The organism is Budvicia diplopodorum (assembly GCF_009800925.1).
In the GTDB taxonomy this organism is placed as follows: Bacteria; Pseudomonadota; Gammaproteobacteria; order Enterobacterales; family Enterobacteriaceae; genus Budvicia; species Budvicia diplopodorum.
The window spans coordinates 76,218-92,525 of the sequence record NZ_WOYF01000006.1; the positions used below are offsets into that span (position 1 = coordinate 76,218).

The 16,308-nt window shown below is 49.4% G+C and carries 16 protein-coding genes and 1 riboswitch; of the genes, 7 read left to right on the forward strand and 9 right to left on the reverse strand.

What is annotated here, in order from left to right; all coding sequences use genetic code 11:
- Nucleotides 1–104 precede the first annotated feature (104 nt).
- On the forward strand, nt 105–767 hold the full coding sequence (gene qseB, locus GVI43_RS07945; RefSeq protein ID WP_159566332.1) for a quorum sensing response regulator transcription factor QseB: 663 nt from the start codon (nt 105–107) through the stop codon (nt 765–767).
- A complete protein-coding gene (gene qseC, locus GVI43_RS07950; RefSeq protein WP_159566333.1) occupies nt 764–2,113 on the forward strand; it encodes a quorum sensing histidine kinase QseC in 1,350 nt (449 codons plus the stop codon). Before qseB ends, qseC (GVI43_RS07950) begins: the two co-directional genes overlap by 4 nt.
- Before the next feature lie 15 nt (nt 2,114–2,128).
- Here the strand turns inward: qseC (GVI43_RS07950) and qseC (GVI43_RS07955) are convergent, their stop codons facing one another.
- The 4 genes from qseC (GVI43_RS07955) to eptA all read right to left on the reverse strand — a co-directional run bounded on the left by qseC (GVI43_RS07955) (nt 2,129) and on the right by eptA (nt 6,254).
- Nucleotides 2,129–3,478, reverse strand: coding sequence for a quorum sensing histidine kinase QseC (gene qseC, locus GVI43_RS07955; protein WP_159566334.1), 1,350 nt, complete (start codon nt 3,476–3,478; stop codon nt 2,129–2,131).
- The gene (locus GVI43_RS07960) at nt 3,475–4,137 is read right to left on the reverse strand and encodes a response regulator (RefSeq protein WP_159566335.1); all 663 of its coding nucleotides are present in this window, start codon (nt 4,135–4,137) and stop codon (nt 3,475–3,477) included. Before GVI43_RS07960 ends, qseC (GVI43_RS07955) begins: the two co-directional genes overlap by 4 nt.
- 99 nt (nt 4,138–4,236) lie before the next feature.
- A complete protein-coding gene (locus tag GVI43_RS07965) occupies nt 4,237–4,635 on the reverse strand; it encodes a diacylglycerol kinase (protein WP_281350998.1) in 399 nt (132 codons plus the stop codon).
- Complete coding sequence (eptA, locus tag GVI43_RS07970) at nt 4,623–6,254, reverse strand: phosphoethanolamine transferase EptA (RefSeq protein WP_159566336.1); 1,632 nt, start codon at nt 6,252–6,254, stop codon at nt 4,623–4,625. Before eptA ends, GVI43_RS07965 begins: the two co-directional genes overlap by 13 nt.
- 249 nt (nt 6,255–6,503) lie before the next feature.
- Between eptA and GVI43_RS07975 the strand changes: the two genes are divergently transcribed.
- On the forward strand, nt 6,504–7,151 hold the full coding sequence (locus GVI43_RS07975; protein ID WP_159566337.1) for a TetR/AcrR family transcriptional regulator: 648 nt from the start codon (nt 6,504–6,506) through the stop codon (nt 7,149–7,151).
- Nucleotides 7,152–7,190: 39 nt separating this feature from the next.
- Here GVI43_RS07975 and mntP read toward each other — a convergent pair whose 3' ends face one another.
- The 4 genes from mntP to GVI43_RS07995 form a co-directional block, all read right to left on the reverse strand.
- Nucleotides 7,191–7,760, reverse strand: coding sequence for a manganese efflux pump MntP (mntP, locus tag GVI43_RS07980; RefSeq protein WP_159566338.1), 570 nt, complete (start codon nt 7,758–7,760; stop codon nt 7,191–7,193).
- 13 nt (nt 7,761–7,773) lie between these two features.
- Nucleotides 7,774–7,960: riboswitch (yybP-ykoY riboswitch) on the reverse strand.
- Nucleotides 7,961–8,155: 195 nt separating this feature from the next.
- Complete coding sequence (locus GVI43_RS07985) at nt 8,156–9,334, reverse strand: sugar efflux transporter (protein WP_246201637.1); 1,179 nt, start codon at nt 9,332–9,334, stop codon at nt 8,156–8,158.
- A gap of 167 nt (nt 9,335–9,501) precedes the next feature.
- Nucleotides 9,502–10,974: an anaerobic C4-dicarboxylate transporter DcuC gene (dcuC, locus tag GVI43_RS07990; protein ID WP_159566339.1), complete on the reverse strand. Its 1,473-nt coding sequence runs from the start codon at nt 10,972–10,974 to the stop codon at nt 9,502–9,504.
- A 257-nt stretch (nt 10,975–11,231) separates the two neighbouring features.
- The gene (locus tag GVI43_RS07995) at nt 11,232–11,675 is read right to left on the reverse strand and encodes a DUF411 domain-containing protein (RefSeq protein ID WP_159566340.1); all 444 of its coding nucleotides are present in this window, start codon (nt 11,673–11,675) and stop codon (nt 11,232–11,234) included.
- 267 nt (nt 11,676–11,942) lie between these two features.
- Between GVI43_RS07995 and GVI43_RS08000 the strand changes: the two genes are divergently transcribed.
- From GVI43_RS08000 to GVI43_RS08010, 3 genes are all read left to right on the forward strand, one after another.
- Nucleotides 11,943–12,167: an HP1242/YdcH family protein gene (locus GVI43_RS08000; protein ID WP_159566341.1), complete on the forward strand. Its 225-nt coding sequence runs from the start codon at nt 11,943–11,945 to the stop codon at nt 12,165–12,167.
- 270 nt (nt 12,168–12,437) lie between these two features.
- Nucleotides 12,438–13,691, forward strand: coding sequence for a putative DNA modification/repair radical SAM protein (locus GVI43_RS08005; protein ID WP_159566342.1), 1,254 nt, complete (start codon nt 12,438–12,440; stop codon nt 13,689–13,691).
- A gap of 8 nt (nt 13,692–13,699) precedes the next feature.
- A complete protein-coding gene (locus GVI43_RS08010) occupies nt 13,700–14,464 on the forward strand; it encodes a TIGR03915 family putative DNA repair protein (RefSeq protein ID WP_159566343.1) in 765 nt (254 codons plus the stop codon).
- A gap of 6 nt (nt 14,465–14,470) precedes the next feature.
- On the opposite strand, the gene GVI43_RS08015 is transcribed toward GVI43_RS08010, so the two are convergent.
- Nucleotides 14,471–15,364, reverse strand: a complete 894-nt coding sequence (locus tag GVI43_RS08015; protein WP_159566344.1) for a LysR family transcriptional regulator — start codon at nt 15,362–15,364, stop codon at nt 14,471–14,473.
- Between the two features lie 90 nt (nt 15,365–15,454).
- On the opposite strand from GVI43_RS08015, the gene GVI43_RS08020 reads away from it, so the two are divergent.
- Complete coding sequence (locus GVI43_RS08020; protein ID WP_159566345.1) at nt 15,455–16,234, forward strand: NAD(P)H-dependent oxidoreductase; 780 nt, start codon at nt 15,455–15,457, stop codon at nt 16,232–16,234.
- Nucleotides 16,235–16,308: the final 74 nt, after the last annotated feature.

The window sequence follows — 16,308 nt, forward strand, 5'->3', positions numbered from 1 at the left end:
GAACCCGTATATAAAAAGTTTTTTTACTCAAAGCGAAACCGGCGATAGTCAGGTGCAGATTTATACTGTAATAGTACCTCCAATAACTATAAAGGAGGGTGGCTATGCGGGTTTTGCTAATCGAAGATGATAAGTTAATTGGCGATGGCTTAAAAGCGGGTTTAACCAAGCTGGGGTTCACCGTTGACTGGTTTACCGAGGGCAAAATCGGCCAGCGCGCGATAGATTCTGCACCTTACGATGCCGTAGTTTTAGACCTGAGCCTGCCGGGAATTGACGGCATGGACATCCTACGGGAGTGGCGTAATAGCGGCCATGATGAGCCGGTTCTGATCCTGACCGCCCGAGACGCTTTAACCGAACGGGTAGCCGGGTTACAAAACGGTGCCGATGACTACTTATGCAAACCCTTTGCGCTGGTTGAGGTAGCGGCCCGGCTACAGGCGCTTATCCGGCGGCGACACGGCCAGATAACGCCAACCTTAAGCTATAACCACGTAGCGTTTGACCCTTCAACGCTCAAAGTAACCAGCCACGGCGAGCCTATAATCCTAAAACCCAAAGAGTTAGCCATTTTGGAGCTGTTTCTGCACAACGCTGACCGAGTGCTTGCACGAACGCTGATTGAGGAAAAGCTGTATAACTGGGATGAAGAGGTCAGCAGCAACGCGGTGGAAGTTCATATCCACCATTTGCGGCGCAAGCTTGGTAATGACTTTATTCGTACGGTTCACGGCGTTGGCTACACCTTGGGAGAGGCCAAATGAAACGGTTAAGCCTGAGGCTGCGGCTGATTCTAATGTTGGTTATTCTGGCCACGACGACGTGGGGGATCGCCAGCTTACTGGCATGGAAGCAAACCAGCGACACGATCAATGAACTGTTTGATACCCAGCAAATGGTGTTCGCAAAGCGTTTATCGGTATTGGATGCCAGCACCCTCAGTGAGAATGCCAGCCTGCTAAAAACCAAAACACTAGTTCATCATAACCGCGGTAAACAGGACGATGATGCGCTGGCCTTTGCCATTTTTACCGCCGACGGAAAAATGGTGCTCAACGACGGCGACAATGGCCGCAAGCTTATTTTTAACTATCAGGGTGATGGCTTTGTCCACGCAGAGCTACAGGGCAGCGATGACCCATGGCGCTTGGTCTGGCTGGCCTCTGCCGATAAAAGCCATATTGTGGCGGTCGGTCAGGAACTGGACTATCGCACCGAGATGGCTCAGGACATTGTGGCTTCCCAATTAATGCCGTGGACCATTGCATTGCCCATTATGATGTTACTGATGGCACTGTTGATTACCCGCGAACTGCTGCCGATGCGTTTAATTGCCGTAGAGTTAAGCCAGCGTAAGCCTGACGATCGGCAACCGTTAACCACCCGTCAGGTTCCTAATGAAGTTAAGCCGATGGTGACGGCGCTTAACAATTTGTTCTCCCGCATAGGCAGTATGCTGGCCCGAGAGCGCCGGTTTACCTCCGATGCGGCCCATGAACTTCGCAGTCCGCTGGCCGCGCTGAAGGTACAAACGGAAGTTGCCCAATTAGCCGGTGATGATGAACAGATGCGTAACCATGCGCTGATGAACCTGAGCGATGGCATTGATCGTTCAACCCGGGTGGTCGATCAGCTTTTGACCTTATCGCGTTTAGATTCTTTATCTGAACTGGATGAATTAGAGCAAGTTGACTGGCCCGGCTTGCTGCAAAGCAGCGTGGCTGACATTTACCATAAGGCCCGCAGTGAGGGGGTTGAGTTTCGCTTAGACATTCAACAAACGCCAAAGTCAATTCAGGGTCATGGGCTGTTGCTTTCTGTTCTGACCCGAAACCTGTTTGATAACGCGGTGCGCTATAGCCATCGCGGCAGCAGCGTAACGGTAACCCTGAACGCCAGCGGCTTTAGCGTAGAGGATAACGGCCCCGGGGTCAGCGATGAATTTATGCCGCGTATTGGCGAGCGTTTTTTTCGCCCTCCGGGGCAGGAAAAAACCGGCAGCGGTCTGGGGTTATCCATCGTGCAGCGCATTGCCCGGCTACACGGCCTGACGGTGACGTTCGGTAACCGGCAGCAGGGCGGATTTGTGGTCAGGGTCCGTTGGCCATAGCTTCACGGCCAGTGCTTAACCGATCTCAATTCTGGCGCTAAAACCGCCTTCATCCCGGTTATTAAAGCTCAGGCGTAAACCGTGTAGCCCGGCTATTTGTTGTGAAATAGAAATGCCCAAACCGCTGCCGGTTTGGGTTTGGCCCGGCGGGCGATAGAAGCGTTCGCCCAGCCGTATCAGCTGTTCTTCGGTAACGCCGGGGCCGCTGTCTTCCACAATAAAGGCGCTGTTGGTTAAGGTAATGGAGACTTCACCGCCGGGCTGGGTGTAGCTCAGCGCATTGTCGACCAGATTGCGAATAAGCAGTGAAAGCAGTAACAAATTACCCTGAGAGTCAGGGGGAGTACCCTGATAGCTCACCTTCAGTTCAAGACTGTTCTTTTGGGCCTGAGTAAAAAATGAAGGCTGCATTTCCTGAACCATTTGCTGCCAGTTAATCACGACCGGATCGGGAATTGAATCTTCTGCATCCAGCTTTGACAGCGTTAAAAGCTGGTCAATTAATCGCGAAGCCCGATCGATACCGAGGGTTAAGTTATTCAGCGCCCGTAGCTGTACTTCCGGTTTATTAATGGCTAACTGAGCCACCTGAGCCTGTACGCGAAGGGCGGCTAACGGGCTACGAAGTTCATGGGCCGCATCGGAAACGAAGCGGCGTTCCCGGCGCAGCATATTACCAATCTGGGCAAACAGGCCATTAAGCGCATCAACAAAAGGCTTTATCTCGCTGGGCAGCCGTTGGTCGTTGAGCGGGGTGTCGTCGTCGGGCGCTCGCGTTTGCAGCGAACTGGCCATCTGTTTTAACGGAGCTAGTTCCCGGTTGATCATGAGAATAATGATCAACAGCATAATCGGCAGGATCATCGCCCACGGGGTAAGCGCATGGTCAATGACGATACGGCGAGACAGCATATTGCGGTAGGCATTTTTTTGACCGATAGCAATAATAAACTGGCCGTCCATTGACCTTAACCACAGGGTTCGCCATAGCGGATTTTCTTCAAATACCGGGCCATTGTCTAAGTTCAGCAGGCCTTTTGAACGATTATAGTCGGCAACGTTTTTTACGTTACTGAGCAACAGCTTGCCGTCGTTGGAAAATATGGCAAAAGAGAAAATTTCACGGGCCTGATTATAGATACCGTTTTTGAACGCGGTGCGCTCGTTTGAATAGCCGCCTTTGAGTAAGTCTGAGAGCTGCGACTGTTCCAGCCGTTGGGCGAACATGATTTGTTCGCTGTCAAAAATGAGCCGTACCCGATGGCGGATTTTAACGTAAGAAATGGCCGAGGAGACTGCCCACGCCAGCACCAGTAGCAGGGTGAAAATAACGATCAACCGGGTACGCAAACTCCTTTTTTTCATGCTTCCTCACCCAAAATGTAGCCAATACCGTAGATGGTGCGGATAAGCTGCCTGCCGAGCTTATGCCGAAGGTTGTGAATATGGACTTCAACGGTATTACTGCTTACGTCGTCACTCCATGAATAGAGCTTTTCCTGAATAATTGATTTATTCAGCACCCGATTTCGATTCAATAAGAACAGTTCCAGCAGCTTTATTTCCCTTGAGGTTAACACCACCGGCACGCCAGCTTTTGTTACGGTGTAGTTCGATGAGTCAAACACAATGTCGGCATACTGGAGTTGGGAACTCAACTGGCCGTTACGTCGACGAACCAGTGCCTGTAGGCGTGCGGCAACTTCTTCCAGCGCGAAAGGCTTACACAGGTAGTCGTCGGCACCGAACTGCAGGCCGCTAATTTTCTCTTTTAACGCATCCCGTGCGGTGAGTATCAGAACCGGCGTATCGATTTTTTGCTGTCGCCATTGGCGAACAATGTCTAATCCATCAATGCCGGGCAGGCTTAAATCGAGCACTACCGCATCATAGGGTGCCGCAGTAATCGCCTTTTGGCCCAGAATGCCATCGGTAAACCAGTCAACGGAAAAACCGAGTTCGGCTAAGCCAACGTTAATGCCATCGCCAATTAGCATGTCATCTTCAACTAAAAGAATTCTCATTGCACGGGCCCCTTATCAGGTCAATCAGGATAGGCATAGTTAGTTGCGCTATCATAGCTAAAACCGGGTGGGAGCGCGTCATCAATTATACCGGCTGGCTTAAAATAGCCTTGGCAGGGCGATTACAGCCCATACTATGGCGCTGAGCAGCAGGGCGACCAGTACCGCCGCCGAGCCAATGTCTTTGGCCCGGCCGGAAAGCTCGTGGTGCTCATAGCCAATCCGGTCAACCACCGCTTCAATGGCGCTGTTGAGTAGTTCAACAATCACCACCAGTACCACGCAGCCAATGAGCATCAGCCGTTCGATAGAAGAGACATCGAGCCAGATAGCCAGCACGGTTGCTACCAAGCACAGCAGGCTTTCCTGACGAAAGGCGGCTTCGTTCTTCCATGCGGCTTTTAGCCCTGCAAGTGAATATCCGGCGGCGCGAATAATTCGTGTCATACCCACGGCCTGTTGCTTAGTCATCAGCTTATTCTCGATTATTGCCGACATGTGCGAAACATATCCAGCTCAGGTTTATATTCGCCGGTTTGTATATCAAATATGCCCAGCAGGGAGTGGAACAGGTTGTCATGGCTAAAGTTACCCTGCTTGGCCTCTTTGGCTAAACAGTCGGCGTTCAAGTTCTGATACTGACGATAATCCTTCGAGGTCCAGAGAAGGAACGGAACGTGGGTTTGCTGTGAAGGGGCAATGGCGTAAGGAGCGCCGTGCAGATACATGCCATTCTCACCCAGCGATTCGCCGTGGTCAGAGACATAAATCAGCGAGGTAGCAAACTTATCGCTATTTTTCTCCAGCAACGAGATGGTTTTATCGACCATATAGTCGGTATAGACGATGCTGTTGTCGTAGGTATTGACCAATCTGACTCTGTCGCAGTCTTGGATCTGTTTGGTGTCGCAGGTAGGGTCAAACTTGCGCTGAGCGTCCGCATAGCGTTGGTAGTAGGTTGGCCCGTGGCTGCCCATCTGGTGAAGCACGATGATGCCGTCGTTATCCAGCTTCTGAATATAGTCATTGAGCTTATCCAGCAGGACCTCATCCTTGCAGTCTCCGTCGCTGCAAAACTCCGGTAGCATCAGCTTGGTGGAGTTTTCATTTGGAACGCGGTCGCACGCGCCTTTGCAGCCGCCGTCATTATCGCGCCACAGCACGCTAACCTTAGCCCGTTGTAAAATATCCAGTACGTTTTCACGGTGTTTAGCCGCGCTCGCTTTGTAATCCTTACGGGTCATATTAGAGAACATGCACGGCAGGGAAACGGCGGTCGCGGTACCGCAGGAGCTTACGTTGTCAAAGTAGGTCAGGTCGCTGCGCTTAGATAACAGCGGGTTGGTGTCACGGCTATAGCCGCCAAGCGAGAAGTTCTCTGCTCTGGCCGTTTCGCCCAATACCAGAATCACTAAGGTTTTCTTTGGCCTTTGGGCTAGGTTCGGGCCTCTTTTAGCGTCTTGACCGATAGCCTCAAAAGGCCTGTTAGCCTCAATGTCATTCGAGACATTTTTTATCAGACTGCCGACCACGTTAGACGGCACCAACATTTTCACCGTGTCTTTGTTATTACGAAAAAACGGGGCGTAGTCGCGAAAAAAGAGCAGGGCAATCAGCACAATAACTAGCGCAGAGGCAACGATGTTAATCGCTTTAAAACCGATAAATTTAACCACGCTGGATGAAGGTTTTACCTTAGTCAGCGCGACAATAATAGAAGGAATAATACCCAGCAGCGTAAACCACAGCACCATTTTAAACGAAACTAAATTCAGCGTTTCATTCAGATTGGTTTCCAGCGCATTCTCCGTCATGTTGGCATCAATTACGGTATTAAAGCTATACATGAAATAGTTAATCGCTGCACCGGTTAAAATAAGCACAATAGCAACGGGCTTACGCAAATAGGGTAGCAGCAGAACGCTGAAAATCATGTTCAGGCAGCAAAACAGTAAAACAACCATCGAGGCTGAAAACAGAAACGACCGAAATGAGTCGACATCGACGATGTGCCAAGATTGATAAAAGAAACGCGTATTTTGAAATAGCGTAATAAAAAGTGAAACGCAAAGAATGAATACCGTATCACTACACCGTAGGCGGGTCTTAATGTTCATGCGCGCTATCTGCCTCAAAGTTAATCTGCTGGATTGACAATGAAGAGAGTTAACCACGCAATACTTAATCAATTATTAAGTGGCAACAACGATAAAAACCAATAAATATAGGGGGATATATATTTATTGAGATGTTAAAATATTGGTAGATAATTGTTATAATAGAAACTGCAGGGGTGGTAAAATCGATATCTTAGTATGATATCATTTTTCAATAGCTTAAGAAGATGGCTCTTATAGGACAAGAACATGGAATCTGAACAACCAAAAATACCGTTAACTCAGCTCAAAAAAAGAAAGTACAAAGTGTTAATCCAGCATGCGTTAAAAATGTTTGAGGAAGGGGCGTTCCCATCCGTAACCGAGCTGGCCCTTGAGGCTGAAGTATCAAGGGCAACCGCATATCGGTATTTTCCAACGCAAAGCGCGCTGATTTCTATCGTCGTTGATGAAATTCTTCAACCAATTATCTCTTGGCGGCCTCTACAAACCGATGCCGATGAGAGGGTTGAGGAATTGCTCAAGTTTGCCTATCCGCAAATGTTCAAGCATGAGGGCGCACTGCGGGCCGCGCTGTTACTGTCTTTACAGCAGTGGGCTGAAAAACGCTCGCAGGAGACTAACGCTAAGCCGGGAGCCGTAATAAATGAAAAGCTGATTCGAGGGCACAGAAAGCAGATTCTGTCGCTGGTGACCGAACCGCTGAAGGAGCAGCTTCCTGCCGAGGTGCATGAAAGAGTGATCCATTCACTGTCACTGGTGTACGGTTCTGAAATGTTTATGGTGTTTAAAGACATCTGGCAGTTAGACAACGATCAGGTTCAGTCTATTAGCCAGTGGATGGCTAAAGCAATTTTGAATCAGGCTAAGGCTGACGCAGAACAGCAAAAACAATAGACGGTTTCGATTTCTGTCCAACTGAGAGCCAGAAGGCTCTCAGCTTATCCAACCTAAGTGCTCCGCCAGAATATTAAACCCGATGCCAATCAGAATAACGCCGCCGATGATTTCAGCCCGTTTGCCCAGAATAGGGCCGATATAGCGACCGAGTAGCATCCCCAGCGTTGCCATTATCATGGTCGCCATGCCAATAGCCATCGCGGTATGAATAATATTAACCTGCAATATAGCCAAACCAACGCCAACCGCCATCGCGTCCAGACTGGTTGCTATCGCCGTCGTTGCCAACATCATGAATGAGTGACGTTGTAACTTTGGCGCATCTTGATCCGGCTGTTTGAAACCTTCGACGATCATTCGGCAACCTAAAACCAGCAATAGGCTAAAGGCTACCCAGTGGTCCCATTCCATAATGTACTGGCTGGCCATGAGGCCCATAGCCCAGCCAATCAGGGGCGTAATGGCTTCAATGCAGCCGAAAATTAGCCCAGTACGGAACGCTTCACGAAAACGAGGTTTGTGGAGTATTGCCCCTTTACCGATTGACGCGGCAAACGCGTCCATCGACATACCAAAGGCAAGAATAAGCGTAGCTGAAAGGTTCACGGTGTTTTATATCTCCGGCAGGGATGATCCCATAACATGCATTCACATCACCCGGACTATTGGGCGCTGCACATGTCTATGGTCTCGCCTACCTAATTGGTTGCCCGCACCACGCTGAACTTATCCGGTTCATGCGAGTATGTTGATACGGGCGCTTGCGTTGCAATAACGAAAGCCGGCTACTCCCCAATGACCGCGAAATGCTATCACCAATGCGTGGAGTGTCCAAGAAAAAAGTGCTTATTAATCAATGCATTTGATAATAATTCTTATTCACGTTAAGCGTGATTACATATCAAACATTTTGCGGTTAATCCGTAGCCTGAATAAATGGTTTTATAGACAGCATTGGCGAAGCCGATAAGTTTATTTTGACGGTGACTTAGTCACCCATTTCAGGGGTATTTGATTCTAAACAGGCTGACGATGGCCACAATGCACATCAGTGCGGCAATGTAAAAAACGGAATGATATTGCCATACTTCAGTGACTAGTCCCGCCACTAAACCGCCAATAATCCAGCCAACGCGCACGGTATTGGTAAACAGCGTGGTGGCTGAACCTGCCTGACCCGGCATTAGATCCTGAAAATAGAGCATTCCAATACTGGCTAAAATACCAATAAAGACGGCGTTCAAAAGCTGTAGCCCCAACAGTAGCCCGGTGTGGGTAAATACCATCAGCCCGAGGTAAAATATCAGGCCCGACGCAATAGCCAGCCCCATCAGAAAGCGTTTTCCAAAACGTTTAGCGTAATAACCGGCAATCAGCATCACCGGAATTTCCAACCCGGCGGCGGCGCCCATCATGATACCGACCAGCTTTTTGGGAAGCTGCAGCTCTTGGATTAAATACAGCGGCATATTGATGAAATACATGCCGTTACAGGTCCACATGAGGGAGCAAACGACAAACAGCAATAGAATATCGCGGCGATGCTGACGGGGAGCCTGAACCGATGAAGCGTTAGCGGTTTTGATCTTCGGCATGGCCGGTAGGGTATGCCAGACTATCAGTGCGCAAATAGCGAAGCTGGCAGCCGCGGCGATGTACATGATGGTAAAGCCATATTCGAGCGCTAAAACAAAAGCCAGCGGTGGGCCAACCACCCATGCAAGTGAAATTTGAGCCCGTAATATTGAACTGAACATCACCGCTTCACGCCCGTTCTTGTCGGCATGCTCTCTGGCAAGGGCAAACAGCTGTGGCGTGGCGGTTGAACCAAAGGTCAAAAACACCACGCCGATGGTTAACAGCACAAAATAGTTGCGATTAAAGGCATAGAGAATACAACCCAAAGCGCCTATCAGGCAGCATTGAATAATCAGCTTTTTTCGATCGCCGGAGCGATCCGAATAGCTGGCGATTATTTGGCTAATAACAATACCAATAATGGCGCTGCTGGTATAAAACAGCCCGACCAGGAACGGCCGTGTTTGTACCTCAGTGGTTAAAAACAGGCTAAGAGTGGGGGTCTGAAGGGCTGAAGCCATGCCGGTCAGAAACGCAATAAACAGAAAGGCCAGTGAGGTGACATCGGCCATTTTTCTGAATGAAACGGAGAACATGCGCATGGGCCACTGGCTACGGTAATAAGGGATTGGTCAAGGATGATACGCCCGTTGGTTAAAAACGGAAAACTGTTTTAATCAGGGTTGGTAGACACCTCAAAATTGGGGATGGTTAGAAATAAAAATCCCGCCATTCGGCGGGATTTTCTATCGTGCAATAAACGCTAAATTTACGGCGCCGTCGGGGCCTGCTGAGCAACGCGCTGTTGCTCAAGCTGCTCTTGAGTATGCACCGGAACCATCATATGGGAAGCGATAATCACGACCGCCAGGCCAACCAGCATCGGCACGGAGGTGCGCTTAACCACTTCAAACGGCGATATTTTTGCCATACCCGACGTCGCAACGACAACGCCGGAAACCGGTGACATCGAGCGGCCAAGGTTAGACGCTTGCAGCATCGGGATAACCAGGTAGGTCGGGTTAATGCCCATCTGATCGGCCAGTTTAGGAATAAACTCCACGAAGGCATAAAACGGCGCATTGCCGGAACCGGTCGCAATGGCTGCCAGCATGGTGATCACAACCAGTACTAACATCATCACGATAGTGCCACCGCCTGAGGTTTCGGCCAAGTGGATCAGCCCAGAGATAAAGCCGATAGTGCTCAGGCCTTGGGCAAAAATTCCCGCGGCAACCAGCAGCATAACCACCGAGAAAAAGGCTTCGCCCATCGCTTTATACGCTGAGTCCAGACCGTCAAATACCTGCTTGGCCTTAAAGGAACGAATAAATTCGATCAGCGCGGTTAACACCATACAGATAATAATAATGGTGATGATGTTCAAACTCGGAATCACTTGCTTCACGCCCGCAGCATTAGCGAACGGCAGGCTGATTTTACCGGAAAAGATCAGTACGCCAATAATTGGCAGGAACGGTAAAATGGCGTAGAACACCGGTACGCGGGTAACAATGTGCGAAACGTCCAGCTTTTCGCTGACCGCATTCTGCTTTTTGTCTAAATAACGCTGCCAGAAGAAATGGGCAATGGCGATGGCCACAATAGCCATAATTGAAATCGGCAGCGTGGTGTGAAAAGCAAACTCAATCAGCTTGGGTCCGCCCATTTTAGAGGCTTCTGCCGCGACAATCACATCGCCGGACGTTGGCGATAAAATAATGGCGGCCGGTGAAGCACAAATTGCCGTTGCCGCGCCCCGGCTAATTCCCACGTTGACCATGACCGGAAACAGCGTTGCCATTAACAGCACGCCCAGACCGGTTGCCGATGAAACCGCAAGGGACATCAGACAGGCCACAAAGTAGGCGGCGATCATCAGAATATAAGGCGAGTTAATGTATTTAAGCGGATGAGCGGCCAGTTTAACTACCATATCGTTAGCGCCGATATGGGACATATACGCGGCAAAACCGCATAAAATCATGATCATCATACCGAGGTCAGCGGCTCGGTTACTGAGCAATCCTTTCATAAATTCAAACACGTCGAGCAGTAGAATGCCGGTAGTGTCTTTAGCGGCAATAACCGGGCGGCCAAGACTAATGCTAATCAGCAACAGAGCAATACCGCCAATCATCAGTACGCCAGTGGCTGAGTAGCCTTTCATAATGTAGTAACCAACGGCTACTGCGATAATTGCTCCGATCAACAAATTGACGGTATAAGGAACTTCTAGCATATCTGATTATCTCCAAAACAGGATTGCTCAAAAAATTTTGAGCACAGTAAACGCATAAAAAATAAAAAAACGATGTGCACTATACATTTTTCGTAAAAATCTTGCATTTAATGATTTTTATTTGCGCAAGAGCCTGCTTTTGATGGGCTAATTAGCCGCTAACATGCGATAACGATGATTAAAAATTGTGATTGTAGAACCGCTAACGGACGAGTAAATGATAGCTTAGAAAAAGCCGGGCAGCGGCGCTCACAGGCTTAATGCGAGCTATAAACCGTGCGCTTACCCTGTGCGTCAAAGGTCATGACTGAATAAGCCTCTTTCTCATCACCTTGTTCCATTCCCGGGCTACCGACAGGCATGCCCGGCGTGCTCAAACCAATGATATTCGGGCGTTCCTTCAACAGGCGCTTAATATCTTCGGCCGGAACGTGCCCTTCAATCACATAGCCGTCAACCAACGCGGTATGGCAAGACATATATTCCATTGGGATCTTGTGGCTTTGCTTGAACTGATAAAACTCACTATCGTTAGCGATAACGGTTTCTACGGTAAATCCGCTTTCTTCCATTTTTTTCGCCCACTTGGAGCAACAGCCGCAGGTAGCGGATTTATGCATGGTTATCGTGGTGGCTAACGCCGAGGTTGAGCTAAAAAGTAGCGCCAGCGCTAATACCTTCAATGGCAATTTCAATTTCATTTTTATACCCAAATATAAACACCGGAAAAGCCGGATAGCAGAGTGGTTTAATAAAAATAATCTCAACAGGATACAGTAAATCGGCGGGTATAATCTACGGCATAGCTATAATAATCAAACGCCTGCGAGGTTTAGCCAACCGCCAATAATTATTAGCCAAATCAAGCTTCTTATTGATTGAAAAATATTCTTATTATGATCAATTTCTATACGTTTCTGGTCGTGATAGTCTGGTGATGACCGTAGCAACCAATAGGAGAAGACGCTGTGTTTCCAGAATATCGAGATTTGATTACCCAGTTAAAAACGGATAATCCACGGTTCTGCACACTGTTTCAACGACATAACCAGTTGGATCATGACATTCGGCGGGCTGAACAGCAGCCGGGAGCCATGTATGACAACGACATTATGTTGATGAAGAAAGAGAAACTTCGGTTGAAAGACGAGTTATATAAAATACTCAAAGGATGTGAAGAACAACAGTCATGACGTACCCCCATAAGTAGTTAATAAGTAGCTAAAAAAATGGTCAAAGCGACCGACCCCGGCCCTTTGACCATGATGCCTCCGCCCCGCAGTCAATCACTATTTCAATGTTTAAACTCAAGCTGAATGCTCAAACGTTAATCCCAAGCGTCCGATAAGCGAATTCCATTTTTTAGCTCCGGATCTCATTTCGTATCAGAATCGTTGATTAACTGTACAAACATACAGTATTATACGGATGTATATGAAAACGGTGATTCGGAGAGATAACAAATGAAAGAGAGCGTACTGCATAAGCTGACGATTCTGGCCGAATCGGCAAAGTATGATGTGTCCTGTTCGTCCAGCGGTACCACCCGTGGCAAGAAAGCCGGTAGCATCGGCAGTACTAGCGGGTGGGGAATATGCCATAGCTTCACCGAAGACGGGCGCTGTGTCTCTTTATTGAAAATCTTACTGACCAACTTTTGCCAGTATGACTGCGCCTATTGCATTAACCGCCGCAGTAACGATGTGGAACGCGTAGCGTTTACGCCAAAAGAGCTGGCTGAACTCACCGTTGAATTTTACCGACGTAACTATATAGAAGGGCTGTTTCTCAGCTCTGGCGTGATTAAAAGCCCCGATCACACCATGGAAAAAATGATCAGGGTGATTAAAGAGCTGCGAACCGTGCACCATTTCAATGGCTATATTCATATGAAAACCATTCCCGGTGCCAGTCAGGAACTGGTTTATCAAGCCGGGCTTTATGCCGATCGCTTAAGCGTCAATCTGGAAGTCCCCATTGAAGCCGATCTGAAGCTGCTGGCGCCGGAAAAAGATCATCAAAGCGTGTATAAGCCAATGAATTTTATTCAACAGGGAATGATACAAAGCCTTGAGGATCGGCGGAAATATCGTTCAGCCCCGCGTTTTGTTCCCGCCGGGCAAAGCACTCAGCTGATTGTGGGTGCGGCCAACGATAATGATAAAGACATTCTTCAGCTATCATCGGCGCTTTATCAGCGCCAAAGCATGAAACGCGTTTACTATTCTGGCTATATTCCGGTCAACGCTTACGACAAACGTTTGCCAGCCACGGTTGAAACTCCGTTAAAGCGAGAAAACCGTCTATATCAAGCAGACTGGCTAATGCGTTTTTACCAGTTCAGCGCCAATGAAATTCTGGACGACCGCTCGCCGTATCTCGATCTGGATATGGATCCAAAGCTGGCCTGGGCTATCCGGCATCCGGAGCGTTTTCCCATAGACGTTAATACCGCCAGCTATGCCGCTATTTTGCGGGTGCCGGGCATTGGTATTAAATCGGCTAATCTGATCGTCGCGGCCAGAAAGCACGGGCGACTTAGCCTAGCCGGGCTGAAAAAGATCGGGGTAGTATTGAAGCGGGCGCAGTATTTCATTACTAACAACGAGCTGCCGCTACACACCATTCATGAAGCCACGCCGGAGTATGTGAGGCAGGTATTGCGCGATCCCAGCCCTCAACCCTATGCTGCACAGCAGCTTTCATTGGGCTTTTAGCGCGCGTTATGTCGATCTTCTACTACGATAAGACCTTTGACGGCTTGCTCAGCGTGGTGTTTGATGCCTATAAGCTCAAGCTCTTCCCCGAGCTGTTACTGACAGAGGGCGACATTGAGCCGATGTTTATGCAGCGGCTTCACACCACGGTGACGGACTTTCATAAGTCCGATCGCGTATGGAAGGCGTTGCAGAAGAAGCTGTCAAAGCAGGCGCTGAACCATATGATGTACGTTTGGCAGTCGGAACAACGGGGCGCTGATTCACTATTGTTTCGCTATATCCGCAAAGCTATCGACTCACCCCAGCCGATCGAAACCCATTTTAGCGACGATGACGTAATGGCGATGCTCAAGCTGGCGAAGAAGGTCAGCAAAGATCAGATGTATCTGATTGAGTTTGTCCGCTTTCAGAAAACCAAACAGAACATTTTTTTCTCCGTGGTTGCACCGGATTCCAACGTGCTGCCGTTGGCTATTCGCCATTTTACCGAGCGTTTTTCCGATCAACAGTGGGCGCTGTATGACACCCGGCGAGGCTATGGCTTTTATTACGATCTACATAAGGTCGAACAGATAACCTTGCCCGACCACGATAGCCTGATAGCCGGTAGGCTTAATCCCGCGCTGCTTGCCGCCGATGAAGCGCTGTTTCAAACGCTATGGAAAGGGTATTTCAAGGCGATAACCATTAAAGAGAGAAAGAACCTGCGCCAGCAACGACAGCATATGCCCGCCCGCTTTTGGTATCTGCTGCCTGAAATGCAACTCTAGCAATGCCTATACTGAGTTAGCAATAAACTCGCGCAGCCAGCGGTGGGCCGGATCGCGATGACATCGTTCATGCCATAGCATCGCCATTTCATAGCTGGGTACCTCGACCGGAGCCGGGCAAATTTGCAGCCCATCCGCGTTACGCACCAAGCGTGAAGGTAACATGGCCACCAAATCGGTAGCCCGTATCGCCTCTCTGACAAACAGAAAGTGCGGAACCGAAAGCACCACGTTGCGCTTCATACCAGCCTCGGCCAATATGCGATCGGTGACGCCGTGAAACCCACCGCCTTCCGGCGATACCAATACGTGCTCAAGCTGGCAAAACTGTTCAAGGGTAAGCCGGTTGCTTAACGCCGGATGCCCCTGACGGCCCACCAAAACGTAGCTTTCAGAAAAAAGGATTCGGCGATGGAGGCCGGGCGGAGCGCCTTCTGCGGTATGAAATGCCAGATCGATATCGCCCCGTTCGGCGAGCCGGGGTAACCGTGACGGCGTCACTTCAACCACCGCCAGCCGGGTTCCCGGCGCGGCGGCACGCAGCCCCGCCAGCGCCGGTAGCACAATGGTCGATTCACCGTAATCAAAGGCAGATATGTGCCAAGTATTGGTAGCCTGCGCCGGGTCAAACGGGCTGGCCGGTGATACCACTCGGCCAAGGGCTTCAAGAACCTGCCTCAATGGTTCACGAAGTTCTTCAGCCCGAGAGGTGGGCCGCATTCCCCGTGGCCCGGGTAGTAATAATGGATCGTCAAAAATATCCCTTAGTTTGGCCAGATGAACGCTAACGGAAGGCTGAGAGAAGTTTAACCGCCGGGCTGCCTTGGTCACGTTTTGTTCTGCCAGAAGCACGTCAAGCGTCACTAATAGATTGAGGTCCAGCCGCCTGAGATTATTCATAGTAATACCTGCTATATTTATTATTCATTTTTAATATACCTGAGAAGTGATTATCTTGCCCGCTCTGATCAATAATCAAAGAGAGAAGCAATGAATATTCTTTTGGTTTATGCGCACCCTGAGCCCAAGTCACTCAACGGTTCAATTAAAAACTTTACGGTAAAACGGCTGGAAGATAGCGGGCACCGCGTTCAGGTATCCGATTTATACGCCATGAAATGGAAAACCACCATAGATGCCAGTGACAGTCGGGAGCCTTTAGATAGCCAGCGGTTTGACCCGTATCTCGAATCTCAGCACGCGTTTGCTAATGGGCTACAGAGCCAAGATATCGCCGCCGAACAGGATAAACTACGCTGGGCCGATACGGTGATTTTGCAGTTTCCCCTGTGGTGGTTTTCCATGCCGGCCATCTTAAAAGGCTGGATAGAGCGAGTCTATGCCAGCGGTTTTGCCTATGGCGTTGGAGAACACTCAGACAGACATTGGGGTGACCGCTACGGTGAAGGAACGTTGGCCGGAAAGCGGGCCATGCTGGTTGTTACCGCCGGTGGCTGGGAGTCGCACTATAAGCCCAGAGGGATTAACGGGCCTATTGACGATCTTCTCTTTCCAATTCAGCACGGGATCTTGTATTACCCCGGCTTCGATGTATTACCGCCGTTTGTGGTCTATCAGACCCACAAAGTTGATGAAGCGGGGTTTAATCAACTGACGGAGCGGCTGGGTGAACGCCTTGATACCCTAAGCTTGACGCCGCCGATAGCCTATCGTCAACAAAATGCGGGGGATTATGCTATTCCTGAGCTGGTATTACGCCCCGATATTTTGCCGGGGAAAACCGGGTTTTCTGTGCATATTGGTGATTAAGCACAGTCTCTTGGTGACAAACCAAGACTTCGTCATCCCGGCGAAAGCCGGGATCGACAAATTAGCACTGAGCT

Excerpts from the sequence above, each read along its gene's own strand:
- qseC (WP_159566333.1), top strand. The coding sequence starts at position 764 with ATGAAACGGTTAAGCCTGAGGCTGCGGCTGATTCTAATGTTGGTTATT.
- dcuC (WP_159566339.1), bottom strand. The coding sequence starts at position 10,974 with ATGCTAGAAGTTCCTTATACCGTCAATTTGTTGATCGGAGCAATTATC.
- GVI43_RS08015 (WP_159566344.1), bottom strand. The coding sequence starts at position 15,364 with ATGAATAATCTCAGGCGGCTGGACCTCAATCTATTAGTGACGCTTGAC.
- GVI43_RS07985 (WP_246201637.1), bottom strand. The coding sequence starts at position 9,334 with ATGCGCATGTTCTCCGTTTCATTCAGAAAAATGGCCGATGTCACCTCA.
- GVI43_RS07995 (WP_159566340.1), bottom strand. The coding sequence starts at position 11,675 with ATGAAATTGAAATTGCCATTGAAGGTATTAGCGCTGGCGCTACTTTTT.
- eptA (WP_159566336.1), bottom strand. The coding sequence starts at position 6,254 with ATGAACATTAAGACCCGCCTACGGTGTAGTGATACGGTATTCATTCTT.
- GVI43_RS07960 (WP_159566335.1), bottom strand. The coding sequence starts at position 4,137 with ATGAGAATTCTTTTAGTTGAAGATGACATGCTAATTGGCGATGGCATT.
- GVI43_RS07975 (WP_159566337.1), top strand. The coding sequence starts at position 6,504 with ATGGAATCTGAACAACCAAAAATACCGTTAACTCAGCTCAAAAAAAGA.
- qseC (WP_159566334.1), bottom strand. The coding sequence starts at position 3,478 with ATGAAAAAAAGGAGTTTGCGTACCCGGTTGATCGTTATTTTCACCCTG.
- GVI43_RS08010 (WP_159566343.1), top strand. The coding sequence starts at position 13,700 with ATGTCGATCTTCTACTACGATAAGACCTTTGACGGCTTGCTCAGCGTG.
- qseB (WP_159566332.1), top strand. The coding sequence starts at position 105 with ATGCGGGTTTTGCTAATCGAAGATGATAAGTTAATTGGCGATGGCTTA.
- GVI43_RS08005 (WP_159566342.1), top strand. The coding sequence starts at position 12,438 with ATGAAAGAGAGCGTACTGCATAAGCTGACGATTCTGGCCGAATCGGCA.
- GVI43_RS07965 (WP_281350998.1), bottom strand. The coding sequence starts at position 4,635 with ATGTCGGCAATAATCGAGAATAAGCTGATGACTAAGCAACAGGCCGTG.
- GVI43_RS08020 (WP_159566345.1), top strand. The coding sequence starts at position 15,455 with ATGAATATTCTTTTGGTTTATGCGCACCCTGAGCCCAAGTCACTCAAC.